At 59.9% G+C, this 21,869-nt stretch carries 24 protein-coding genes and 1 tRNA gene; 12 read left to right on the top strand and 13 right to left on the bottom strand.

Annotation, left to right across the window (positions count from 1 at the left end; genetic code table 11):
- Window positions 1-95: 95 nt before the first annotated feature.
- Window positions 96-1,115: an FHA domain-containing protein gene (locus NW807_RS04630; protein WP_414425396.1), complete on the top strand. Its 1,020-nt coding sequence runs from the start codon at window positions 96-98 to the stop codon at window positions 1,113-1,115.
- Between the two features lie 58 nt (window positions 1,116-1,173).
- On the opposite strand, the gene NW807_RS04625 is transcribed toward NW807_RS04630, so the two are convergent.
- A complete protein-coding gene (locus tag NW807_RS04625) occupies window positions 1,174-1,395 on the bottom strand; it encodes a hypothetical protein (RefSeq protein ID WP_414394901.1) in 222 nt (73 codons plus the stop codon).
- Window positions 1,395-3,251 (bottom strand): S8 family serine peptidase, encoded by a 1,857-nt coding sequence (locus tag NW807_RS04620; protein WP_414411764.1) that lies wholly within the window; start codon window positions 3,249-3,251, stop codon window positions 1,395-1,397. The genes NW807_RS04625 and NW807_RS04620 overlap by 1 nt, the downstream gene beginning before the upstream one ends.
- A 337-nt stretch (window positions 3,252-3,588) precedes the next feature.
- On the opposite strand from NW807_RS04620, the gene NW807_RS04615 reads away from it, so the two are divergent.
- From NW807_RS04615 to NW807_RS04605, 3 genes are all read left to right on the top strand, one after another.
- On the top strand, window positions 3,589-4,284 hold the full coding sequence (locus tag NW807_RS04615) for a TPM domain-containing protein (RefSeq protein WP_414395147.1): 696 nt from the start codon (window positions 3,589-3,591) through the stop codon (window positions 4,282-4,284).
- A gap of 114 nt (window positions 4,285-4,398) precedes the next feature.
- Window positions 4,399-4,471 (top strand) — tRNA-Thr (locus tag NW807_RS04610).
- 171 nt (window positions 4,472-4,642) lie between these two features.
- Window positions 4,643-6,232, top strand: coding sequence for a DUF6930 domain-containing protein (locus NW807_RS04605; protein ID WP_414425395.1), 1,590 nt, complete (start codon window positions 4,643-4,645; stop codon window positions 6,230-6,232).
- Window positions 6,233-6,237: 5 nt separating this feature from the next.
- On the opposite strand, the gene thiL is transcribed toward NW807_RS04605, so the two are convergent.
- Both thiL and atpC read right to left on the bottom strand, forming a co-directional pair.
- Window positions 6,238-7,197, bottom strand: a complete 960-nt coding sequence (gene thiL, locus NW807_RS04600) for a thiamine-phosphate kinase (RefSeq protein WP_414425419.1) — start codon at window positions 7,195-7,197, stop codon at window positions 6,238-6,240.
- A gap of 139 nt (window positions 7,198-7,336) precedes the next feature.
- Entirely contained in the window at window positions 7,337-7,744 is a 408-nt protein-coding gene (atpC, locus tag NW807_RS04595; protein ID WP_414394905.1) for an ATP synthase F1 subunit epsilon, read from the bottom strand.
- 250 nt (window positions 7,745-7,994) lie between these two features.
- Here atpC and NW807_RS04590 point away from each other — a divergent pair, with 250 nt between their 5' ends.
- Complete coding sequence (locus NW807_RS04590; protein ID WP_414405276.1) at window positions 7,995-8,627, top strand: Crp/Fnr family transcriptional regulator; 633 nt, start codon at window positions 7,995-7,997, stop codon at window positions 8,625-8,627.
- Between the two features lie 362 nt (window positions 8,628-8,989).
- On the opposite strand, the gene NW807_RS04585 is transcribed toward NW807_RS04590, so the two are convergent.
- Both NW807_RS04585 and NW807_RS04580 read right to left on the bottom strand, forming a co-directional pair.
- Window positions 8,990-9,649: a Uma2 family endonuclease gene (locus NW807_RS04585; protein WP_414425394.1), complete on the bottom strand. Its 660-nt coding sequence runs from the start codon at window positions 9,647-9,649 to the stop codon at window positions 8,990-8,992.
- A 94-nt stretch (window positions 9,650-9,743) separates the two neighbouring features.
- Entirely contained in the window at window positions 9,744-10,568 is an 825-nt protein-coding gene (locus NW807_RS04580; RefSeq protein WP_414395149.1) for a creatininase family protein, read from the bottom strand.
- Window positions 10,569-10,687: 119 nt separating this feature from the next.
- Between NW807_RS04580 and NW807_RS04575 the strand changes: the two genes are divergently transcribed.
- The gene (locus tag NW807_RS04575) at window positions 10,688-11,107 is read left to right on the top strand and encodes a hypothetical protein (RefSeq protein ID WP_414425393.1); all 420 of its coding nucleotides are present in this window, start codon (window positions 10,688-10,690) and stop codon (window positions 11,105-11,107) included.
- A 5-nt stretch (window positions 11,108-11,112) separates the two neighbouring features.
- Here the strand turns inward: NW807_RS04575 and NW807_RS04570 are convergent, their stop codons facing one another.
- Window positions 11,113-12,375 (bottom strand): aspartate aminotransferase family protein, encoded by a 1,263-nt coding sequence (locus NW807_RS04570; protein ID WP_414405273.1) that lies wholly within the window; start codon window positions 12,373-12,375, stop codon window positions 11,113-11,115.
- A gap of 94 nt (window positions 12,376-12,469) precedes the next feature.
- On the opposite strand from NW807_RS04570, the gene cysC reads away from it, so the two are divergent.
- The 3 genes from cysC to lspA all read left to right on the top strand — a co-directional run bounded on the left by cysC (window position 12,470) and on the right by lspA (window position 13,937).
- Window positions 12,470-12,997: an adenylyl-sulfate kinase gene (cysC, locus tag NW807_RS04565; RefSeq protein WP_414394914.1), complete on the top strand. Its 528-nt coding sequence runs from the start codon at window positions 12,470-12,472 to the stop codon at window positions 12,995-12,997.
- A 90-nt stretch (window positions 12,998-13,087) separates the two neighbouring features.
- On the top strand, window positions 13,088-13,312 hold the full coding sequence (locus NW807_RS04560) for a hypothetical protein (RefSeq protein ID WP_414411758.1): 225 nt from the start codon (window positions 13,088-13,090) through the stop codon (window positions 13,310-13,312).
- Between the two features lie 139 nt (window positions 13,313-13,451).
- Window positions 13,452-13,937, top strand: a complete 486-nt coding sequence (gene lspA / locus NW807_RS04555) for a signal peptidase II (RefSeq protein WP_414405270.1) — start codon at window positions 13,452-13,454, stop codon at window positions 13,935-13,937.
- 10 nt (window positions 13,938-13,947) lie between these two features.
- Here lspA and NW807_RS04550 read toward each other — a convergent pair whose 3' ends face one another.
- Window positions 13,948-14,793, bottom strand: a complete 846-nt coding sequence (locus tag NW807_RS04550) for a carotenoid biosynthesis protein (RefSeq protein WP_414411756.1) — start codon at window positions 14,791-14,793, stop codon at window positions 13,948-13,950.
- A 328-nt stretch (window positions 14,794-15,121) separates the two neighbouring features.
- Between NW807_RS04550 and NW807_RS04545 the strand changes: the two genes are divergently transcribed.
- Window positions 15,122-16,015: a M23 family metallopeptidase gene (locus NW807_RS04545; protein WP_414425392.1), complete on the top strand. Its 894-nt coding sequence runs from the start codon at window positions 15,122-15,124 to the stop codon at window positions 16,013-16,015.
- Here the strand turns inward: NW807_RS04545 and NW807_RS04540 are convergent.
- From NW807_RS04540 to NW807_RS04530, 3 genes are all read right to left on the bottom strand, one after another.
- Window positions 16,012-16,659, bottom strand: a complete 648-nt coding sequence (locus tag NW807_RS04540; RefSeq protein WP_414394924.1) for a hypothetical protein — start codon at window positions 16,657-16,659, stop codon at window positions 16,012-16,014. The genes NW807_RS04545 and NW807_RS04540 overlap by 4 nt on opposite strands.
- 60 nt (window positions 16,660-16,719) lie before the next feature.
- A complete protein-coding gene (locus NW807_RS04535) occupies window positions 16,720-17,808 on the bottom strand; it encodes a polysaccharide deacetylase family protein (RefSeq protein WP_414425391.1) in 1,089 nt (362 codons plus the stop codon).
- A 73-nt stretch (window positions 17,809-17,881) separates the two neighbouring features.
- Complete coding sequence (locus tag NW807_RS04530) at window positions 17,882-18,877, bottom strand: NAD(P)/FAD-dependent oxidoreductase (RefSeq protein WP_414405266.1); 996 nt, start codon at window positions 18,875-18,877, stop codon at window positions 17,882-17,884.
- Between the two features lie 119 nt (window positions 18,878-18,996).
- Between NW807_RS04530 and NW807_RS04525 the strand changes: the two genes are divergently transcribed.
- Complete coding sequence (locus NW807_RS04525) at window positions 18,997-19,971, top strand: SPFH domain-containing protein (RefSeq protein WP_414409758.1); 975 nt, start codon at window positions 18,997-18,999, stop codon at window positions 19,969-19,971.
- A 131-nt stretch (window positions 19,972-20,102) separates the two neighbouring features.
- Here the strand turns inward: NW807_RS04525 and NW807_RS04520 are convergent, their stop codons facing one another.
- Window positions 20,103-20,537 carry a tetratricopeptide repeat protein gene (locus NW807_RS04520; protein WP_414405265.1) on the bottom strand — a complete coding sequence of 145 codons (435 nt, stop codon included), beginning with the start codon at window positions 20,535-20,537 and terminating at the stop codon, window positions 20,103-20,105.
- 213 nt (window positions 20,538-20,750) lie between these two features.
- Between NW807_RS04520 and NW807_RS04515 the strand changes: the two genes are divergently transcribed.
- Window positions 20,751-21,380, top strand: a complete 630-nt coding sequence (locus NW807_RS04515; RefSeq protein ID WP_414394931.1) for a DUF4384 domain-containing protein — start codon at window positions 20,751-20,753, stop codon at window positions 21,378-21,380.
- 152 nt (window positions 21,381-21,532) lie between these two features.
- Here the strand turns inward: NW807_RS04515 and NW807_RS04510 are convergent, their stop codons facing one another.
- Entirely contained in the window at window positions 21,533-21,868 is a 336-nt protein-coding gene (locus NW807_RS04510; RefSeq protein ID WP_414394932.1) for a TMEM14 family protein, read from the bottom strand.
- Window position 21,869: the final 1 nt, after the last annotated feature.

Raw genomic sequence — 21,869 nt, 5'->3', positions numbered from 1 at the left:
GGCCTGATGCCCGCCAAGCCCAGCCTAGCTGCGGTTCAAATGCAGGGGAGAGGGGTATCGTATTAGAGTGGGGTTGCCTTATCTCCTCTCCTACCATGAGCGTCCCAGGCGAACCTGCCGCTGCTCCCTACCTGATTCTCAGAGAGCCGGACGGCAGCCAGAGGAAGTACGTTCTTGCTGGAGCCACAGCTTGGACGCTGGGCCGCGATGAGGGCAACGCCATTGTCCTCAACGATCCCAGTGTCTCCCGCCAGCACGCCCTGCTGCAGTACTTGGATGACAACAGCCTCTATCTCATCGATCTGGGCAGCCGCAACGGCTCGTTTGTTAACAATCGCCGCATCAGCATTCCCACGCTGCTGCAAGACGGGGATCGCCTTACTCTTGGCCAATCCCAGCTTGAGTTTCACAGCGGATCCCTGACTAGCCCAGAGCCCGGCTCTGCCGGCAGGCCCTCGGACACCCTGGTGCTGCAGACCCGCTGGCTCATCTCAGTGGCCGTGGTTGACGTACGCGGTTACGGACAACTGACCCAACAACTGGACGAGCGGCTGCTTTCCCAGGTGATGGGCGACTGGTTCCGGCGCGGCGGCGACATCATCCAGCAACAGGGAGGCAGCGTTGATAAGTACATTGGCGACGCCATCATGGCCGTCTGGTTCCATACACCCCATGCGGATCCCTTGCCAGCCGACCAGGCGGAGATCGAGCTTGACGTGAAGTCAGTTCTGCAGGCCCTGGTGAAGCTGTTCCAGATGACCGAACAACTGAATAGCGAGTTTCCCCTGCCCTCTCCCCTGCGCCTGGGAGCAGGCGTCAACACTGGCCCAGCCATCGTGCGCCAGGTAGGCAACACCACTCGCCAGGAGTACACGGCTCTGGGCGACACCGTCAACCTGGCCTTTCGCCTCGAAAGCGCCACCCGCACCCTCAACACTGACCTGGCCATCAGCCAGAGCACCTACGCCTACTTGACCCGACAACTAGGTCAGTCAGCCACTTGCTTCTCCCAGCAGGTGGTGGAGCTCAAAGGGTATGCCCGCCCGCACCAGGTGTACTGCTGCGATGTCCGCTCTCTGCAAGCAGTTCTCAGTCAAATCCCAAGCTCGGAGTAACTGCCGGCCTGGGGATGGCTGGCAGGGGGTACTAGGGTCCTCCCAGAGGTTCAGTTGGCTAGGGCTGCTTCCGGAAGCTTTTTACCTCCAAGACTGGGCCCACCTGCGCTGTTGTTACCCAATCTTCCCTCACCTGCCCCTGAATGGTAACCTGCAATCCCTCCTGCAGGAGCTCTTTGGGGGCGCGGAAGAGGGCGTAGTGCTGACCTGAAGGGAGCGTCAGCACCCACACCCCCCCCTCAATGTCGAGAAACTCAATGGTACCCCTGAATTCTTGCATCACTTCCTCAGAGCTAGGACGGTGCTGCTGGGCTGCAAATCCAAGATGGCTTGTGCTCCCAAGTAGGCCAGGCCCAGGCAGAGCAAGCCATTGAGGAGCAAGAAGGAGCGCCCCAACCAAGCAGAGGATCCAAGCCATAGTACCCCCTCATAGAACAGGGATCCCGACAGGAGCAGATGGGAAGCCACCCCCAGGCAGAGGCCGATGACTGCCCAGCGCCAGCGCCGATGGCCCAGGAGGAGCACCATCAACAGGCCAGGGATCAACACGCTGGCAAACAAGGGATCTAGGGCATTGGTCTGGGCTAAGGCGGTGCCTAGCTCTGGCAGGGAGCTGCCCAGCAGTTGCAAGGGCCAGCGGGGGAAACCCACAATGGCCAACCCTTGCAGGGGGAAGAGGCCAGCGCTGCCCAGGAGGATCCCGGACAATAGGGGTACTGTCACCGGTACGGGCTTGGGAGCCAGCCACCAGCGAATGAGCACCAGGAGGATGTAGCCACCTACCACCATCAGCAGCTTGGGCACCAGGGCAATTGCGCCCCCATCAAACCAGAAGCGAGGGTTGAGGTAGCCGTTGTCGTTTAGGTACTTCAGGAAGTCCTTCAGCCACAGCACCAAGGGGTTCTCCTCCTGCTGACCCCTGGCTCGGGCCAAGGCTCTGGCTGCGTCCAGCAGACCGGCGCCATAGAAGTTCTGTTTGTCGCCAGGTACTGGGGCAGCTGACATCTTGAGGATGGCCTCCACCTTGTCCGGATCCTTGATGCCCTGAGCCTGGATCAGCGCCGCCACGCCAGCCACGTGGGGGGCAGCCATGCTGGTGCCTTGGAAGTAGGCGAAGACCGGCTCGTCGGGGTTGCGGCGGTTGATGGTCTGCTGCAGGATGCCGTACTCCGGGTGCTCGGGCGTCTTGGCCCCACCAGGAGCAGCAATATCCACGCCCACCCCATAGTTGGAGTAGGGAGCTTTGGTGCCATCAGGCCCCGTGGCTGAGACGGCGATGACATGGGGATAGCGGGCTGGGTAGCTTACCTGGCTGGAGTTTTCGTTGCCAGCAGCTGCAACTACGGTCACTCCCTTGCTGTGGGCGTAAGCTACCGCCTCTTCCATCAGGCGAGCTGAGGCGCGACTGCCCAAGCTGAGGTTGATGACGGTAGCGCCGTGGTCGACGGCATAGCGGATCCCTTCCACCACGTCCGACAGGGATCCAAAGCCGTTGGCATCCAGCACCCGCACGGGCATGATCTTGGCCTTGAAGGCAACACCTGCCACGCCCAGGGCGTTGTTGGTGGACTGGGCAAGGGTGCCAGCCACATGGGTGCCGTGGCCGTTGAGGTCGGTGGGATCCTCATCGTCATCTACGAAGTCGTAGCCCTTCACAAATTCGGTCTGGGCCAGATCCGGCACCCGCGTCACCCCCGTGTCCACGACTGCCACCGTCACCCCTTCCCCTTGAGAAATCTCCCAGGCTTCGGGCATGCGGATGGCCCGTAGGTTCCACTGCTGGGAGTAAAGGGGATCGTTGGGCACGAAAGCGGCCTGGAATTGGTAGTTGGGGTGGGCATACTCAACGAGGGCTTCCCGCTGAAGCCGCTGGAGCAGCCGCCGGGTGGCCCTGGGATGAGTCGCCTCCCCAGTGGCTAGGTAAATAACCTCTTGGCGGGCAAAGGCACTGTTGCTGCTGGGTCGCAGCGTCAAGTTGTACTCTTTGGCAAGGGCAGCGATCTCACTGGGAGTAGCCGTGTTAACAAAGTTGATCACAATGCTGTCGTAGGGAGTGGATCCCTGGCCGCAGGCCGTGAGGAGTAGCGCCATCAGGCCGGCCCAGCAGAGACCCAACCAGCGTCTGAACTTCATCATGCACGCCCCCGGCATCCAAAATTGTTGCCACCAGTATGCCCTCTCGATGGGCAATTGACCAGAAAAGACTCTGCTGCCAACCCTTCCCGCAGCTACCTGGAAAACCCAGAAAGAACTCCCTCTGGCCAAATGTTGGCTTCCAGGGCATGATGGATCTGTAAGAACTTGAAACACTTCTTAACATCAGTTTTCAGGATTGGGTCTTTAAAGAGGGAGTAGCATGAGCATCCAGTGGCAAAGGGTACTTTGCTTTGGAGTGAGTCTTTGCCTAGGGCTGTGGATTTGGGTGGGCGGGGGATCTCCCCTGTGGGCGCAGCCTGCCCTGCCAGTAGTGCCGATGGAGTTGCCTCAGCCGCCTGTTCCGGTTTTGGACTTGGCGGATCAGTTGAGCAGCAAGGAGGAAGCCGAACTGGCCGAGCACCTGAGCCGGCTGGAGGAAGAAACTGGCTGGAAGCTGCGGGTGTTGACCCAGTTTGACCAAACCCCGGGCCGCCAGGTGAAGGAGTACTGGGGCCTAAACGAGCGCAGCGTTTTGATGGTGGCGGATCCCCGGGGGGGCAACCTGCTGGCCTTCAACGTGGGGGATGCGGTGCGGGAGATCTTGCCGCGCACCTTTTGGATCGAGCTGCAGTCTCGCTTTGGCAACCAGTTCTATGTGCAGGAACATGGCGCCCACCGCGCCATTCTAGAGGCCGTTGAGGTTCTGGATCGCTGTTTTCGCCAAGGCGGTTGCCGGGTGGTGCCCGGGCTGCCGCAGGAGCAGTGGATCCTGACGTTGATTACCTCTATCTTGGGTGGGATTGTCTTTGGGTTTGCCGGCAAACCCCGCCAGGGAGAGGAGGTGTTTAACTGGCGCTGGGCTTTGCTCATCTCTCCCTTGTGGTTCATTTTGTTTGGGGCCTTTGGCCTTGGCCCAGTGGTTGCTCGCACCCGAGATTGGCTGCCAGTGGTGCGCAATATCTTGGGCTTTCTGGCCGGAGCTTTGGCTATTTACCTAGCTCCCATTCCCCAGCCAGCAGAGGATCGGCAGTAGCTTCCTTGCCTCTCTCGGCTGTCAGCTCAATCCCCTGCCTGCTGCCCCCTAGCAACAAACTGGCAGGCGGGGACAACTTGCAAGGGAGGTGCTAGTATAATCCAGGTAGAACGGGCTGATGTAGCTCAGTTGGTAGAGCACTCGACTTGTAATCGAGCGGTCGTCAGTTCGAATCTGACCATCAGCTCTTTACTCGGGTTTGCTTGGCCATTGTCCCTAGCGGGGATCCAGCTTCTCCGGGCTCGGTTAGAGTGGCTGGAGGGGGATCCCCCCTCTCAACTTGGCTGAGGAGAGAGGGATCCCTACCCACAAGGCATCTGCTAAGCCTTTGGGTGGTTTTTGTGGTCTCGGGGTGTCTATGTCGCGTCTGCCAGCCGCTACGGTTCGTCGACTGCAAAAGCTGCCCCAGATTCCTTCCGTGTGGGAAGGGGATCGCCACAGCCTGCCAAGCTCGCCAGTTGCTGGCTCCCAGCCTTCTCCCGGCGAGGGGGAATGCATTCTCTGGGTGGACGGCGTTCAGGGTGTGGTGCGAGCTATGGAGGTGGTGCCTGCTGGCTCCGGCATGGAGCCAATGGTGCGGGCCTTGATCGCGGCCATGGAGCGGCCCAATGCGGGCTTGCCAGCCCGTCCCCAGAAAATCGTCGTGCGCAACCGGGAGGTGCAGTTTTTCCTGCGCGGCATTCTGCACGAGCTGGACATCAAAGTGGAATACCAGCCGGAGCTACCGCTCATCGATGAGATCCTACAAAGCTTTGCCGAGGCTCAGGAGCAGATCCCCCCACCTTTGCCAGAAAACTACGCAGAACTCTTGGCTAGCAAAGCCTTTACCCTCTGGCAGGATGCCCCCTGGGAGTACCTTGAGGATCACCACATTCTAGCCATCGAGCTGCATCAGTGGGACGTCGAAACTCTCTACGTCTCAATCATGGGACGGGCAGGAATGGAGTATGGGGTGATTTTTTACCGCTCCCTGCCCTCCCTCAAACAGTTTCGCCAGCAGGCCAGGCAAGCGGACCCTGATGAGATGGAGGAAGTCTTCCTGAGGCAGGACTGTCTCTACCTGACTTTTCAACCCCGCCATCCCGAACTGGAAGACTGGCCAAACTTGGACTTGGCAGAGTTGGATCCCGAGGACATCGAGCCGAACTTCGGCACCATCCACCCGCTGGAGGGCTTGCGCGGTGTTTTACAGGAAGAGGAGGCAGCAACCTTGGCCGTGGCCTTGGAGGCCTTGCATTGCTTCTTGAAGCAGTACCGCCGCAAGCTGGAAAAGGGCTTTCAACCTTGTCAGGGGCAGTATTGCGTTCCCAATCCCCAAGGGGAAGCCCTGTCGGTGCAGGTGCGCACCCTGCCTGAGTTGGCGGCAGAGCTGCTGGCATTAGAGGAAGAGAAACCCACCCAAGCTCTGCTCCGAGAGGATCTGCTGCCTGAGGGAGCGCAGCTTGGCCTGGGACTGCTGCCTTGGGCCACAGTGGAGGTGTTGCGCCGTGCAGGGCAAGTGCATCCTCTCCCTCAGAGCAAACTGGTGCAGAAGGGGGAGGGGCTGCCGGTGGTGATTGTGCGCACCTCTCGCTCTAAGGCCAAGCAACTGATTGAAAACCTGCGCGGCGAGGGGGGCCCCCAAGGGATTTGTTTCAATACGGGAGTGGATCCCTTCGATGGCCATCGCTACGAGCTAGAAATTGTCCAGACGGGTAACCGCGACCTGCACTTGTTTGGCGAATTTCCCAAAGACGACCCCGTGCACTCAAGGGCTCGCAGGCGCTGGGAGCGGCGTTGCCGCGATACGGGGGGCTGCTGCGGGTTGGTCATCGCGATGGGGGCAAATTCCCACCAGCCAGAGCTGCCGGTGCACCATATTTTGGCCCTGTTTGAGATGCAGGCCCTCAGTCCCAAGCGGCTAGGGCTGGGTCCCTTGGTGCGCGTCAGCCGACACTTGCACTTTTGACCCGCTCAAAAATGCTGGAAGGCCTGCTGGCGGCTGAGGATCTGGCCGTTGTCTAGCCGCACCGTCCCCTGCGGATCCCAGCCGGTGACTTCGCCAATCCAGGCTGCCCCTGGCAGCTTTTCCAAGAGGTACTGGGCTACAGAGGGCTCAGCGCTAAGGAGCAGCTGAAAGTCTTCCCCGCCGTAGAGGGCCCACTCTAGGGCCTGGGCCGGAAAGACCTGCTGCAAAGCCTCTGAAATCGGGATCCGCTCCGCCTCGATCCTCGCTGCCACCCCGCTAGCCTGACACACCTGCACCAGGGCATCGGCCAAGCCGTCGCTAGTGTCCATGCCGGCAAGGCGCATAGGGTCAGGGATCGCTGCCAACAGCGGCAACAGATCCAGCCGCGGTTGTGGGTATTGGTGGGCCCTAATTAACTGCTGCTGGGCTGCCGGGACTATAGATCCCTGCTCAGGGTGAAGCAAGAGCTCCAGGCCAGCCCGCGCATCCCCATGGGGCCCAGTTACGATGAGCCAATCGCCCGGCTGCGCCTGCTTGCGCTCAATGGCCCGCCCTGGCTGCACCGATCCCAGCGCCGTAATGGCCACAAACCGCTGGGGCGAGCGGCACAGATCCCCTCCCACCACTTGGCATCCCCAGGGGGCGCAGCAAGCCTGGATTCCCTGGTAGAGCTCCTCCACCCAGGCCACTGGTGTGGAGGGCGGCAGGCCCAGGCCTACGAGCAACGAGTGGGGACGGGATCCCATCGCCGCCAAGTCCGACAAATTGGCAGTTGCCGCGCGCCAGCCCACGGCATGGGGTGGGGTGGTCAAGTTGCTAAAGTGAACTCCCTCCACCAAGACATCGGTGGTTACCACCAACTGTCCTTGGGGAACAGCCAGCACTGCGGCATCATCCCCCACCACCTGCGCAGGACAGTAGCGTTGCACCACCTGCAGTAGCCCCGCCTCGCCAATGGCTGAGATCGGGAGAAGCTGGTGAGAATCCTCGGGAGGATCAAAAAACAGAGGAGGCTTCTGGGGATGCACGTGGGCGGAAGGGTCTTGAGGATCCTACTCTGCTAACCTACGGGTAGCTAGCCTCACCTTAACCAAGAGGTATCCCCTAGCTTTTGGAACCCATTTCGGCAGCTTGGAGTAAAGCCCTGGCCCGTTGCTGATCCAACTGAGCCTGCAGGCGCTCCTGCTTGTCACTGCTAGTGTTCAAAACTTGGTTGGCCTTCTCCAAAAGAGCTTGAGCTGCAGCCTTGTCGACTTGTTCTCCTCGCTCGGCCCGGTTGACTAGAACCGTTACCTCGTTGTTTTCCACTTCTGCAAAGCCACCCATCACGGCAATGGCCGACCACTTGCCACCGGCCTTGACCCGCATCACGCCGTTGCCGATGGCTGTCAACAGGGGAGCGTGATTGGTCAGGATACCCAGCTGGCCTGAGGTGGCAGGGAGGATCACTTCCTCGGCAGGGGCATCCCAAACAACGCGGTCAGGAGTAATCACGCGAACCACCAGCGTCACGGCAAGTCTCCTGAAGCTTGAGCTTGGCTGTTTTTATCCTACCGGATGGCGGTTGCACCCAGCTCTGCCCGTTTCCAAGCCGAGGGCAAGACTTAACCCAAGCATAACCTCCTCTTTACTTCAGCGGGAAAGGCAAGCGATATGGTGTAGTCGAGAACACGGATCCTTGGTTCCAAGGCCGACTCTTGTTCTCCCTTAGCAGGGGAAAGGCCGCCCGCTGAACCCAAGTTTGCCCCAGCAGAGCTAGCTCATGACGCCTGAAACGACGCCCAGCCAGTATGTCAAACGGGAGCGTCAGCTCCTAGAAGACCTCTACCGAGGCCGCAGCCTATCTTCCTACAGCCCTCGCCAAATCATTCCTCTGCCGCCCGAAGAGTGGGTGATTGTCTGCCGAGGCATAGTGCAGTTGAGTACTGTCCATGCCAACGGGAGCGAGGCCATTTTGGGCTTTGCCGTTCCCTCCATGCCGCTGGGATCCCCGCTGACAAAGTTGGATCCCTACCAAGCTAAGGCGTTGACGGCAGTTGACGTGCTGCGGCTGTCGGCAGCCGAGGTGGAAGCCTCAGAAACCCTGAGCCAGGGGCTGCTCAAGCAGTTGGTGCGGCGACTGCGCCAAACCGAAGCGCTGCTGGCTCTGGCCGGGCGGCGGCGAGTGGAGGATCGGCTGCGTCAGTTGCTCTCCCTGTTGGCAGTGGAGTTGGGATCCCCCATTGCGACAGGAGTACGCCTGCAGGTGCGCCTTACGCACCAAGACTTGGCCAATGCCATCGGCACTACCCGCGTCACCATCACCCGTCTTTTGAACCGTTTCCGCCAGCAGGGCTGGATCACAGTGGACAAAAACCACCATCTCATCATCAAGCTGGCCCAAACGCCGCTCTGAAAGACTCATACAACCTCGGGCAAAAGCGGACTTTTGCTCGCGGTTGATGCTTTCTTCCTACTTCCACGACCCATAGCTAGTAGCAGGCTCAACACCTACTACCCCGCCAGAGGGATCTCCACAGGCGTCACTTCCCCTCGAGCTGACGGTAGTTGCTCCTTGCCCTTAGAGGGCACACAGGCTAAAGACGAAGCCAACTTTAGCCTAGGTGCCTACCAGAAAAGATGTACTTGCAAGCCTACTAGCTCAGCCAATCTACGTCAAGGCAGGAGGTTGGTTATGCCGCAAAGTGGCCGATTGTACGGACTCCGTCCCGCTTACGCGAACGGTGAATCAAGGACTAGAGGAGAGCCCTGATGGCTTTAAGCCTGGCGTTGGAGCTGTTGGAGAAGCCAGTTGGCGGCCGCCGTGTTGGTCTCGCTGGCCAGGCGTTCCAGAGCCTGCTCAAGCAGGGCTATCGGCAGGCCCGCTAGCACCTGCGACTGGGCAATGGCCCGGTAGCGTCCATCCTCGGCCAAGGCAAAGGCAAAAACACGCCGCCCTTTGACATCGATGACCCAGTACTCAGGAATGCCCAGGCTGGCGTAGAGCTGCTTTTGCTCGTCTAGAAGGCTGAGGGTGGTGTCGGCAATTTCGCCCACCAGGTCGGGAGGCCTTTGGAAACGCAAGTCAATCCGCCGCGGCTCGCCGGCTTGGTATCTGGGGATGTTTTCTCCCTTGTAGAGCACTAGGTCAGGGGCGCAGGCGTGGGTTTCTGGGTACTCAATCAGGCAGCGACCGTAGGACTGCAGCGGCACGTCCGGATGCAAAAAGGCCCAGGCGAAAAAGATTGCCGTCATCAAATCGCTGACGGAGGCGTGCTCTGGCCCTTCCTTGCCCATGCTGACCCACAACCAGCCCTGGTAAAAAGAAATCTTCTGCCAGTCCAGGGTGGGATGGTTGCAAATGGTCAAGTAGTCCTGCCAGGTGGCGTCGTGCCGCTCAAGGATGGAAGGGGTGGCCGGCTTTGAAGCAAGAACCATTGCTCTTCCCTCAGGGGGTGGGGGAACTTTCCCTCAAGCCTATCATCCCTCCTTGCGAAGAGGCAGGCTAGGGACGGCCAGAAGCCTCAGAAGTCTAGGCCGGCAGCGGGGCTTTGCGCCAAGCCTGGGGCTGTCGGAACTTGTACAGATCCCGGATTAGCTGCACCCAGCCATCGGCCATGGACTCCACCAAAAGTTTGCCTTTCTCGGGCGTGGCAGCGGTGGCATCCCCCAGGACGCCGCTCTGGCTGAGATCGCGAGTTGTCCAAGCAAAAGAGATTCGCCCTTCCAGGCTGAGCAGACTGTCTTCCGGCAAATCTTGGGGGTACTCGCAGACTAGGCGGTCGGTGCGCACCGTCTCGGGCAACAGGTACATCAGCATGCTGGTCTCGCCGTCGCCAGCGTGGATGCCCAATTCCCGTTCTTTTTCCGTCATCAGCTCCTGCCCTTGGTGGGGAACGCGCCAGACGGAGATGGGGAAAAGAAGGAAATCTTCGTACTTCTGGTGTAGGTCGCGGGCCACAATCTGCAGCACCTCAGGTTGGCCGCCGTGGGAGTTGAGGAAGACCAGCTTGCGAAATCCAGCCCGGTAGATGCTTTCGGCTACTTCGGTGAGCAAAGCCATCAGGGTCTGGGCCGAGAGGGTGATGGTGCCTGGGAAATGCCAGTGCTCGTTGGCCTTGCCATAGCACTGGGTGGGCAGAACGTAAGCCGGGATCTCCGGCTCCAGTTTTTCCATGGCTCGCCCGATGATTGCCGTGCCGATGCAGGCATCCACCACCAGGGGCAAATGGGGCCCATGCTGCTCGATCGAAGCTACTGGCTGGATGATCACCACATTCTCTTTGTTGGGCATGGCCTGGATCTCTGTCCAGGTCAGGTAGGGGAAAAAGCGGTGGGGCGGGATAAAGGTGTGCATCATGGCGGGATCCGGTTGCAAGGAGTTTAAGCCTTGCCTGCAAGGCTAGCACCGTGGGCAGTCTCTTAAGATCAGGTGGTAGTTGGTCTCAAGCTCACCAGGCGGAAGCCAGCCATCCCATGACCCTGTGGCCCTGTCTGCCTGCCTGCTGTGGCTCTGGTGAGGATCCCTCCATTGAGGAACGTCCTCTGCCTGCTGGAAGGGGGGCAGAAGGGAGTGTCCCCACCTTGCCCCGCCCCATCCTAGCCCTGCCAGGGCCGCAGGCCACTCTCTATGGGGAGCTGATTCAGGCTTCTCTCCACCGTCTTGAGGCGGGATCTCGAGCCCTGCTCTGGGTGCGACCCCTGCTGCTTAGGGAGGGATCCCAAGTTTGGAAGCTGCGGGCCACGCCGGACTTGCTCTGGCCTGCTGCCGGTTTTGTTCCAGCCTACGCCGAGGAGATCCTGCCCCTGCTGGAGCAGGCTAGAGATCCTGGCCCCCAGGAGCCCTCTGCGCGCCAGCGGCTCCAGGGGTTTCTGCGGCAGCTCTGGCAAGGCTAGGCTTTTTAGGAATCGCCAACGGACTGGCCACCAGCCAGCTCCTGCAGAGCCGATTCCAACCGCGCCAGCGCCTCGTCAATTTCCGCAGGAGTGACGATCAAAGGGGGCACAAAGCGCACCACCTGGGATCCTGCTGGCACCAACAACAGCCCTTGCTCCATGGCAGCCCTGACCACCTCAGCCGCCGGGATCCGCATCACCAGCCCCTGGATCAGGCCCCAGCCGCGTACCTCTTGAACAAGCTGTGGGAACTGCTCTGCCAAGCAAGACAAACCCTGGCGCAGATAGCTGCCCGTCTGCTGAGCATTCCAAACCAGGCTCTCCGCCATCAGGGTGCGGCAGACCGCTAGGCCAACCGCACAGGCCAAGGGGTTGCCGCCAAAGGTGCTGGCGTGATCCCCTGGCTGGAACACCGCGCAAAAGTCCTTCGCCAACAGGGCACCAATGGGGATCCCGCCGGCTAGGCCTTTGGCCAGAGTAAACACGTCCGGCTCCACCCCCAGGTTGCAGTAGCCCCAGAGCCGGCCGGTGCGGCCCATCCCTACCTGCACCTCGTCCAACATCAGCAGGATGCCCCGCTCGCTGCAAACCCGGCGCAGCCACTGAAAGTAGGCGGGATCCCCAGGGACAACCCCCCCCTCCCCCTGCAGCGGCTCCAGCAGCACGGCACACACCCGCTCGCCCCAGCGCTCCAGCACTGCCGCTGTGCCCTCGATATCGTTGTAGGGGACGTAGTCGAAGCCAGGCACTAGCGGCGCAAAGTCTTTTTGGTATTTCGGCTGGCCGGTGGCCGTGAGGGCAGCCAGGGTGCGGCCGTGGAAACTGCCGTGGGCGGTGAGGAGGATGGGATCCTCGATCCCGCGCACCGTGTGGGCATACTTGCGGGCCAACTTGATGGCACCTTCAACGGCCTCTGCCCCCGAGTTACAGAAAAACACCTTGTCAGCACAGGAGTGCTGGGTCAGCCACTGGGCCAGTTGCGCCTGGGGGCGGTTGTAGTAGAGGTTGGAGACATGGTGCAACTGCTGCGCCTGCTGCGTCAGCGCCTGGATCCAGGCAGGATGGGCATGGCCCAGCGTGCAGGTGGCAATGCCTGCCACAAAATCCAGGTACTCCCGCCCCTCTTCGTCCCAGACCCGGCAGCCTTCCCCGCGCACTAGGGTTAGGGGATAGCGAGCATAGGTGGACATCACATGCCGCTCAAACAGCTCGGCAGCGGTTGCAGGGCTTGGGAGAGTGTCAGGGGGAGAGAAGCCTGGCGGGGACATGCTCGGCAGGGGAAAAATGGACAGCGTTTCGAGTGTATCACTCTGCCCTGGGGATGCTATTCTAGCGAAGCCCGAGGACGAGGAATGCCTACCCATGGGGCGGCGGGGGGTAACAGTCTGGTTTACAGGGCTAAGTGGGGCGGGCAAAACCACCCTTAGCTGCGGCGTGGCCCAGCAGTTGCAAGCTCTGGGTTTGCCGGTGGAAGTGCTTGACGGCGACCTAATGCGGCAACACCTCACCAAAGGGCTGGGCTTCAGCAAAGAAGACCGGGACGAGAACGTCCGCCGCATTGGCTTTGTGGCTAAGATGCTGACTCGCCACGGCGTGATCGTGCTGGTCTCGGCCATTTCTCCCTATCGGGCAACGCGGCAGGAGGTGCGGCAGCAGATCGGCAACTTTATCGAAGTCTTTGTGGATGCCCCCCTAGAGGTGTGCGAACAGCGCGATGTCAAGGGTCTCTATCGCCAGGCGCGAGCAGGCCTCATTCGGAACTTTACCGGCATTGACGATCCCTACGAGCCGCCGGAATGCCCAGAGGTGGTCTGCAAAACTGCCGAACAGAGCATCCCCGAATGCATTGAGCTGGTTATGCAAAGTCTCAGAAGCCGTGGCTATCTCTAACGAGGCTCAGAGAGCACCGGGCCTGGCCGACTGGGGATCCCTTGTGGGAAGATGTGAACGAGTATTTCTTTTCTGAGAGTCAAGGTAGCCATGGCAGTAACTCGTGCTGGACAAACCTTTGTGATGCGGGGCAGCAGCGAGGGAAACCCCGCCAAGTTCCTGGAGATGGCCAGCTCTCTGCTCAACCTCCGCACCCGCCAGGGCAGTGGCAAGAAGGTTCAAGATCGCGCCTCCTACGGCAAGGCGGGTAGCCCCCGGGAGTTTCTGCAGATGGCTAGCGAACTACGCCGATCTCTAGAGCAACGGGGGCGGTAGCCATTGGGATCCCTGTCCGGCTGGCCCAGCCAGGCGCTTTTGTTTTCGCCGCTTGGATCTCCCAGCAGGCTCTGCAACTCTTCAGCCGAGGGGAAAGGTACCTATCTGGGCCAGCAAACCGCCGGGGAGCGCAAGCAGCATGAAGAACAAAGGCTTTTGGCTGGTCGGGATCCTGGGGACGACCTTGGATCAGCTGAGCAAGCGCTGGGCGGTGGAGCGGCTGCTGCCGGGCCCGGAGATCCAGCTATGGCCAGGGGTGTTCCACCTCACCTACGTGGAAAACACCGGTGCTGCCTGGAGTCTGTTTGCCGATTCGGCGGAGTTTCTCAAGTGGGTCTCGCTAGGGGTGGCAATAGCCCTGGCGCTCCTGGCCCTGCGCAGCAGCAGCCTCAACCTTTGGGAGCAGGTGGGCTATGGCCTCATCTGGGCGGGAGCGGTGGGGAACGGCGTCGACCGCTTTCTCAACGGCTACGTGGTGGATTTTTTCAATTTCGTCTGGATTGGCTTCCCCGTGTTTAACGTGGCCGATGTGGCCATCAACCTGGGGGTGGTCTGCCTGGTGATTGGCCTGTGGCAGGGCAGCCCGAAGAAGACGGGGCCGGGATCCCTGCGAAAATTCGACTAAGCTGCCTACTTCACCCCCGCCCACCGGCAATCCTCCCGCTTGCTCCCTCGGAAGGAGAGGGAAGAGCTGGCGGCGCGCTCCACCACAACCCTAGGGCTGGCCCCAGTCCCAGGAGCAGGCCCAACCCTGCTGGCGCGACAATGCCAGATCCCAGGCTTACCAGTAGGGCAAAGGCAAAATTGGCCCCATAGAGCAGCAGCGGCCCCAGCAACTGGCGGCGGTTAAGGACAGGCTGATCTTTCCCCCAGAGGAGGTTGGCCACGGTCATAAAGGCAGTCCCTGTCAGCATCCAGCCGCCGAAGTTTTGCAGCGGCATGCCAAAGAACGGCCCTGGCTGAAACCAGGTCCAGAAGGGGATCAGGCCGCGGGTCATGGCCGGATCCAGCACAAAGTCCCAGGCAGTGAGCAAGAGCGCTCCCAACAGAATGGCTTCAAAGTGGATTAGCCAGTGGCGCCCCGCTTGCAGAGCCACCCGCGCCAACAGGTAGGCCGATAACCCCACATAGAACCAGGACAGAGGGATTGTAAAGGGAACCAAGCCGGCAATCTTGTAGCCCAAGCCGCTGAGGTAGCCGTAGTCACCAAAGGGGATCCCAGTGCTGGTGCCCAGCAGCTCGCTGGCTAGGGAGATGCCCACCGCTGGGATCAAGAACATCAGCAGGCGTCGCACCCCCAGGAGGCGGGATCCCATTAGAACTGCCGCCAGCGCCCCAGACACCATGTAGGCAACGCCGCCGTTGCCCATGCTCCAAGAGAAGGCCTGGAGGCCAATGGGAGGCAAACTGGCCACCCACTCGGGATGCGGTACTACCCAAAGTAGGCCCACTAGGCCGAAGAGCAAGGAGAGAATGTGCAAGCCTAGCGCCAAAGCTTCCAACCACTGCCAGATTGACCCAGACCCAAGGAGAACACCTCGCCTGTTAGAAAACTGGAAAGGCAAGCTAACCAGAACACCAGAGGATAACAGCCAACGCATGAGAAGCTCCCGCGGGGTGGTTGGTCAGAGCCACTGCGCTTTCCCACAGCTTGGGCAGGGGCTGAGGAGAAAAGCGGGTGGCAAAAAGGAAAGTGGCACCCGAGCCAAACCGCCTGGTCTGCTCAAGGTATGCCTACTGATACTTTGCTGCCTATTGTATCAATTCGTAAACATTCTGCCTGGCTTTCCCCAGAGGCCCCCTTCCTCCGTGTCCCAGGAAGTCCTGAGGGGAGTCTACGCCCAGTTGAGCCGGGCTGTGGAGCGCCGGGACTGGGCTCAGGCCCTGCGCTTGGTGGATCTTTTGCGGCAGCAGTTGCAGGATCCCGCTCAGCTTCAGAAGCTGGAGAGCTACCGGCGGCAACTAGAGAGCTATCGTCAAGTCCAAGGGGACCCGCCGCCGCCCCAGTGGCCGCTTTTGCACAAACCCTTTATCGGTGACTTCCCGGTCACCAACCTCTTCGACCACGACCTGCCTTTGGGGAAGGAAGACGGCAATGGCCGGTTTGTCAGCGGCCAGGGCCAGGTTTGGACTCCCAGTCCCCAGCACCCCTGTGGCAAAAGCGATGGCCATGCCGGCTACGACTGGGCCATGCCGGTAGGCACCCCCATCCTGGCCGCCGCCCCTGGACGAGTTACTGTAGCGCGTCCGGAGCCAGAGTTTTTCTGCCCCAGCCTGAGCCGTCCAGTCAGAGGGCTGCGGGTGCGCATCCTGCACGAAGGGGAATCCCCGGGCGGGATCCGCCTAGAAACCCTCTACGCCCACCTCAGCCAAATCCGGGTACACGAGGGGCAGAGGGTGGCAGCTGGGGAGGTGATTGGCCTGTCAGGGGAAAGCGGCTGTGCCAGCGGGCCCCATCTCCACTTTGAGGTGCGCCGCTTTGACCAAACCAATTCCGGCCAGCCCGCCCCTGTCGATCCCTACGGCTGGTTTGGGGCTGGCCTGGATCCCTGGAGCATCCATCCCCTGGGAGCAGAGAGCCTGTTTCTTTGGCAGGTGGGCCAAGCCCCCAGCCTAGGGGCCTGTTGGCAGGCTCAACAGCTCCCTGGTCTCCCTGGTCATAGACCTGCGGCCCTAGAGCGGTTTAAAAGGCGGGGAGGCTAGAGATCGCGGCGGACAAAGCCATCTCCCTCCCACTGGTAGAGCGTAGCCCGCAAGTCGCGGCTAGCTCCCGGGGCACTGGAGAGGATTAGGATCCCCTGGGGACTGACCCGCAGGCTGGCGTTGTTCAAATCTGTTACGCTCAGCAGCGGCACAAGCCCCTCTGCTCGGTGTTCTAAGATCAGAACCGACCGCAGCAGGCTGATTCCCCCTCGCTCAGTGAGGAGCACCAACTTGGGCTGGGGAGTGGGTGTGATGTCGGTGCGCAGCTGAGCCTCGATTAGCCGACCTGGGATGGGCTCAGCCATGTGGAGCAGACGAAAATCGTACCCTCCTTGATGGTCAAAGCTGAGCACGCGCACCACGGGCTCCACCGTCGGCTGCCGCTGGATCTCAAACACGGCCACCACTCCCTGCTGCGAGGAGGAGAGCAACTGAGCAGGGAACAAGCGCAGGTTTTCCCCACGATTGCCGCGGATAAAATCCCACCAGATGGACTGACGAAACAGGGCTACAACTCCCTCGCGAGCAGTACTGCCTGCAGAGGCAGCAGGCAATAGCGGCAGCAGCGGCTGGGAATAGGCGGAAGCTGAGGCGACTGGCAGGGCCAAAGCCAAGGCCGCTCCCCCTACTATAAGCTTGCGCATGCTTCCCCCTCCTCCCCCAAAAACTGACTGCTCCTTTGGATTCAATCGTCATCCAGAATATCAGGCAGCATTCTTAGAAGTCGGCCAGGGCAAAAAGCGATAGCCTGCCTCCTCAACGGCAGCCACGATACCTGGCAGGGCCTCAGCGGTATGGGGCCAGCGGTCATGAAGCAGCAAAACTAGCGGTTGTTCCGAGTTCCTGAGCGCCTGCAACTGAGCGCGAACCCGCTCCACCAGCTGGGCCGGTATTTGGTCGGCATAGGCATCTTCAGGGCTAATGTTCCAGTAAACAACCTGATACCTCGCCTGTTCCAAAGAGTGGCGTAAAGCTGGATCTAGGCGAAAGCCCCCCGGTGGCCGAACAATCAGCTGAGGATCCAAGCCCAGCCTCTTCATCAGCTCGGTTGTCTGCTCCACCTCGGCATAAAATATCTCGTTGCTGCTGTAGAGACGTCGATAATCATGAGTAAAGGTATGGTTGGCTATCGTGTGGTGGTGAGCTTGAATGGACTGGGCCAACTCTGGAAATTGGGAAACATGAGTGCCGATAAGAAAGAAGGTGGCCGGAATCTGTAGCTGATCCAAAACCTCTAAAAGGCGAGGGGTGGACTGAGGCCAAGGCCCATCGTCAATCGTGAGGAAGGCAGAACGGGCCGGCACCTCCAACAAAGGCCCCAGCACTGCTTCCAAAGGCAGTTGCAAGGGCTGGCTATTTTCCGCTGGGTCGAGAAAGCTAGGATCTGGAACCCAGCCATGCTGTAGAAACACCTGTACATAAGCAGGCGCGGGTGTAATCAACAGACGCCCAGTGTGCTGGTCTTGGTTGCCCCAGTTGAGTTGATAGGGCAGTTCCTTGGCAACCTCAACCCTTGTGGAATGAGTGATTACAGCATAGGGAATGTCGATTAGATAATGCCCGTTCAGCCGCTCTTGATAGACCCAAGCAGCAGAGGGAGCCGATAGATAAATGAGTAGTTCTTGCGGATGGCTGCCTTGCAGAACGCGAACACTCTCAATTGGGAGAACGGGACTGTATCCTAGAGTCGAGGTGAGGTTGAGGTTGAAAAGAGGGCGGGCCCCCGCAGCACCGTAATATAGACCCACCAAGAGGAAAGCCAAAAAAAAGATCACCGCCTTCAGAAAATGCATGGAGTTGCCAAGGTTTTCACAACAACTACAGAGCAAAAGACTATCACCACTCCCTGCAGCAAGTAGGATGAACCTAAATTGAGTGCAGGCGCTCTTCCCACTTACGGGGAGGTGAGGATCGGCGGATGTCCCGCCAGATGGCCGTGGCGGCCAGCGCTCCGTCAGCGACGGCAATCGCCACCTGGTTGAGGCCCTGCTTCAAATCTCCTACCGCAAACAGGCGCGGGTGGGAAGTGCGGCACCACTCATCGGTGAGCAGGTTCTCCCCTTGCCATGTCAAGCCGGGGATCCCTTTCAAATAGCCGTTGTGGTATTTGGCGCCCATGGCTACCAGGCCAGTAGTAGCCTCGATGTAGGTGCCGTCCTCCAGCTCTACTCCTTGCAGCTGGTGGTTTTCTCCAAGAAAGCGACGAATGGGAGCTTCGTAGAGAGGGTAACCATGATCTGCCAGCTTTTTGCGTATCTCGGGGCCAACCGAGCACAAGCCATGGGTTAACACCGAGATATAAGGCGTAAACCAGTTGAGGACAAAAGCTGTATTAATCCGATCTTCTGAATTGACAATCAATACTGCTTTCTGATCCCGCATTTCATAACCGTCGCAGATCATGCAGACATGTAGCGAGTAGCCTGCATATTCGTAAACATTCTGCATATCAGCCAATTGAGGCAGATAATCAATAATACCTGTTGCCGCAATCAAATACTTGCTGCGAAAAATAGGGTAGACACTGTTGACTTTCCCCACCTTGACCTTGACAGCAAAAAGCTCCCCCTCATCTGTAACATCTTCCACATAGCCCCCTAGATAGTCCACCCCCAAGCTAAGGGCGTGCTCCCTTCCTTGTCGCAACAGCTCTCGTCCTGGCGTGTTTGGCGGCAGGCCCAAATAGTTGCGCAAGTCCTGCATCCAAAAAGAGCGGCCTCTGCCCTTTTCCACCACCAAGCAGCTCAAGCCGTAGCGGGCCAAGTAAATGGCTGCCGACAACCCCCCCGCGCCACCGCCAGCAATAATGACATCGTAAATTTTGTTTAAGCCAACTTCTAGGTTCTTGCTGTTTAGTTTCATAAGAAGGGATCCTCCTGCAGGCTTTCTACTAGATAGCCTTCCGGTGTATCGAGGTGAAGGGATCAGTTCCAGCAACCGTCTAGAATAGGGGCTGAACCCTCTGTCAGGAGAAGAGTCGTATGCCGGTCATCCCAGCCGCCATTGCCCTCATCTTTATCGGCTACCTGTTCAGCTCTGTCAAGATCATTAGCCAGGGCTATGAGGCACTGGTAGAACGTCTGGGTAGGTTTCACCGCAAGCTGACACCCGGCTTGCACGTCATCTTTCCCCCCATTGACAGGATTGTGTTCCAGGAAACCATCCGCGAGAAGGTACTGGACGTGCCGCCGCAGCAGTGCATCACCAGCGATAATGTTTCACTAATGGCCGACGCAGTGGTTTACTGGCGCATCACGGATATGATCAAGGCTCGCTATGCGGTAGAAGATGTGCAGCGAGCTTTGGTGAACTTGGTGCTGACGGCGCTGCGGGCTGAGATTGGCCGCATGGACTTGGATCAGACCTTTTCCTCGCGCGCCGAGATCAACGCCCGCCTTCTGGCCGAACTGGACGAGGCCACGGATCCCTGGGGGATCAAGATCACCCGCGTGGAAGTCAGGGATATTCAACCCTCCAAAACCGTGCAGGACTCGATGGAAAAGCAAATGGCTGCCGAGCGGGAGAAGCGGGCCGCCATCCTCAGGTCAGAGGGGGAACAGCAGGCCAGCATCAACCAGGCGGCAGGGGCTGCCAAGGCTCAACTCCTGCGGGCAGAAGCCGAAAAGCGACAGCGGCTGCTATTGGCCGAGGGTACAGCAGAGGCCATCAAAACCATTGCCGCTGCCTTGCAAGAACACCCCGAGGCAGCCAACGCCTTGCAATACCTGATGGCCCAAAGCTACATCGATATGGGCCTCAAAGTGGGCAGCAGTCCCAGCTCGAAGGTCATTTTTATGGATCCCCGCTCCATCCCTGCCACCCTGCAAGGGTTGGTCTCGATGGTGGATATCTCCAAGGTTAGCCAGGGATCAAGCTCCCAAGCTTCCGAGGCCCCGCAATTGCGTACCTCGGCGGCATTCTCGTCTGACCTGGAGATTCCTCCACTTAATTCTTAGGTCTCCCCTGGGCCGAAGCCGCTTACGCCCTTCGAGCCGTAGGCTTGGGCCTGCGGTGACCTGGTTTTCCACATTGGCGTCCGTCGCTAGTTGGTAGAGAAGCTGCAACTGGGGTGCGGGCGACAGCCAAGCTAGGGGATCCTGGCCTCCTCATCCCTGCGGCTATGGTAGTTGCGGATCGCCCGCCTGACCAAGGTGAGAAAGGCGTAGGCCCGTTGATCTGTAGGATCCAAGCGCATCACCGTTTGAAAAGCTTCTTCCGCCCGCCGCAGCACCTCAAGATCGATCTGGCCCTCGACCTCTGCTTCCAGTTGGGCCTTTTGCAACAGCAGGGCCCCCCGGTTGTAGTGGGCTGCAACATGGCCGGGATCCGCCGCCACCACCGCCTCCAGTTCGGCCAGGGCTGGATCCAGATAGCCGCTCATACCCAGCACCCAGGCCAACTTATAGCGAGCCTCTGTATGGGTGGGATCCTCGGCAACTGCCCGGCGAAATGCTTGAATGGCAGCCGGAAAATCGCCCGCCTGAACCGCTGCGATGCCTTCTTGGTAACTGTCGCTGGCCATAGGCAAGGTTGATCCCTGATCTGCAGCTTAGCCCTTTCTAGCTGGGATCTCCCAGTTTTCCCACCCAAATGGTGAGAACGGTTCAGCCCTGGGCCTGCCATCTGCAGCAGGGGAAACTGCCTCAGCAGGAGATCTGAGATTGCGCGAAGCCCGCTCCAGTAAAACTCTGCCCCTTCCTAGGCTGAACATAGCCACTGAATGTCAGGTCGAACCATGGACGCCAAACTGCTCTTCCTGCCGCTGGCTTTGGGGCTGTCGGTGGCGCCCACCGCCGCTGTTTTTCCCAAAACGCTAGGCATCTACCCCTCGCTGCCAAGGCTACAACTAGCTGACACTCGCCTAGAAACCGGGGCCCGCTCCATCCTCGTCAACCCTGTGCCTTCCGACTTGCAGGTGACCTTGGAGCTGGATCGGCGCGGCTCTAACCCCATCTACCGGCCTGGCGAGCCGATTCGCCTGACTCTCAGTACCAACCGTGACGCCTACGTCTACCTGTTTAGCATCCAAGCCGATGGACGCACTCACCTTATTTTGCCCAATCCCTTCTCGGGTGGAGAGGAGTTTCTGCGGGCCGGCGAAGTGCGCACCTTCCCACCCCCTGGCGCCAGCTACCGCCTGACCATTGCCCCGCCCTTTGGCCAAGCCCAAGTGTTGGCGGTGGCCTCCCCCCGGCCGCTCAACTTCCAGGAGATCGTTGCTTTTGAAGAGAGTGGCTCCTTTGCCCGGGTGCAGGTGGAGGGATCCAGATTAGGCGACGCCATCGCCCGCGCCATCCTCGTCGAGAAGATCCCTGCCCGCGAATGGGCGACCACCACTCGCTTCTATCGCGTCGCTCCTCGCTGAGCTCTCAGCTTAGAGCAAGGACGCCCAGCAGCCCAAACCTGCCCCAAAAAGGCAGCGCAGGCTCCCTGCCAGACACTCCGCGCCGCTGCCGCGACAGGGATAGACCGCCTTGTGGTAGGAAGCTCCTCTAGTTACAAGCTGTGGAAGAATCCTCACCCCCTAGGACTGGGGAGAACCTCAACGAAACTTAAGCCCAAGAGAAGAACAGCCGTCAAGCTCACGGCCAACATCAGACCAGCGGGCAGAAATTTGCCAGTTTTGCGGTAGCGCAAGGCAAAAAGAAGGGATCCCAGCGCCGCCGTCCCTAAGCCCAAGCCTAGGCCCCAACGGGGATCCGCTCCCAGGAGGCCATAGCTAGCTCCGCTGAGAACCGCTCCCACCAAACCTCCAACTAAAGACTTGAGACTTTTGCCTCTTCTATAACCGACTACTCCGCCTACCAAAAGCAGCACCCCGTAGACGAGCAAAGTAATCCGTGCAATCGCCATG

This window comes from Synechococcus sp. R70.1 (assembly GCF_047461675.1).
GTDB lineage: Bacteria > Cyanobacteriota > Cyanobacteriia > Thermostichales > Thermostichaceae > Thermostichus.
This window is presented reverse-complemented; position numbering and strand designations above follow the sequence as displayed.

Coding starts and splice junctions, on each gene's coding strand:
- NW807_RS04630 (WP_414425396.1), top strand. CDS start 96: ATGAGCGTCCCAGGCGAACCTGCCGCTGCTCCCTACCTGATTCTCAGA.
- NW807_RS04625 (WP_414394901.1), bottom strand. CDS start 1,395: ATGCAAGAATTCAGGGGTACCATTGAGTTTCTCGACATTGAGGGGGGG.
- NW807_RS04620 (WP_414411764.1), bottom strand. CDS start 3,251: ATGATGAAGTTCAGACGCTGGTTGGGTCTCTGCTGGGCCGGCCTGATG.
- NW807_RS04615 (WP_414395147.1), top strand. CDS start 3,589: ATGGAGTTGCCTCAGCCGCCTGTTCCGGTTTTGGACTTGGCGGATCAG.
- NW807_RS04605 (WP_414425395.1), top strand. CDS start 4,643: ATGTCGCGTCTGCCAGCCGCTACGGTTCGTCGACTGCAAAAGCTGCCC.
- NW807_RS04590 (WP_414405276.1), top strand. CDS start 7,995: ATGACGCCTGAAACGACGCCCAGCCAGTATGTCAAACGGGAGCGTCAG.
- NW807_RS04585 (WP_414425394.1), bottom strand. CDS start 9,649: ATGGTTCTTGCTTCAAAGCCGGCCACCCCTTCCATCCTTGAGCGGCAC.
- NW807_RS04580 (WP_414395149.1), bottom strand. CDS start 10,568: ATGCACACCTTTATCCCGCCCCACCGCTTTTTCCCCTACCTGACCTGG.
- NW807_RS04575 (WP_414425393.1), top strand. CDS start 10,688: ATGACCCTGTGGCCCTGTCTGCCTGCCTGCTGTGGCTCTGGTGAGGAT.
- NW807_RS04570 (WP_414405273.1), bottom strand. CDS start 12,375: ATGTCCCCGCCAGGCTTCTCTCCCCCTGACACTCTCCCAAGCCCTGCA.
- cysC (WP_414394914.1), top strand. CDS start 12,470: ATGGGGCGGCGGGGGGTAACAGTCTGGTTTACAGGGCTAAGTGGGGCG.
- NW807_RS04560 (WP_414411758.1), top strand. CDS start 13,088: ATGGCAGTAACTCGTGCTGGACAAACCTTTGTGATGCGGGGCAGCAGC.
- lspA (WP_414405270.1), top strand. CDS start 13,452: ATGAAGAACAAAGGCTTTTGGCTGGTCGGGATCCTGGGGACGACCTTG.
- NW807_RS04540 (WP_414394924.1), bottom strand. CDS start 16,659: ATGCGCAAGCTTATAGTAGGGGGAGCGGCCTTGGCTTTGGCCCTGCCA.
- NW807_RS04535 (WP_414425391.1), bottom strand. CDS start 17,808: ATGCATTTTCTGAAGGCGGTGATCTTTTTTTTGGCTTTCCTCTTGGTG.
- NW807_RS04530 (WP_414405266.1), bottom strand. CDS start 18,877: ATGAAACTAAACAGCAAGAACCTAGAAGTTGGCTTAAACAAAATTTAC.
- NW807_RS04525 (WP_414409758.1), top strand. CDS start 18,997: ATGCCGGTCATCCCAGCCGCCATTGCCCTCATCTTTATCGGCTACCTG.
- NW807_RS04520 (WP_414405265.1), bottom strand. CDS start 20,537: ATGGCCAGCGACAGTTACCAAGAAGGCATCGCAGCGGTTCAGGCGGGC.
- NW807_RS04515 (WP_414394931.1), top strand. CDS start 20,751: ATGGACGCCAAACTGCTCTTCCTGCCGCTGGCTTTGGGGCTGTCGGTG.
- NW807_RS04510 (WP_414394932.1), bottom strand. CDS start 21,868: ATGGCGATTGCACGGATTACTTTGCTCGTCTACGGGGTGCTGCTTTTG.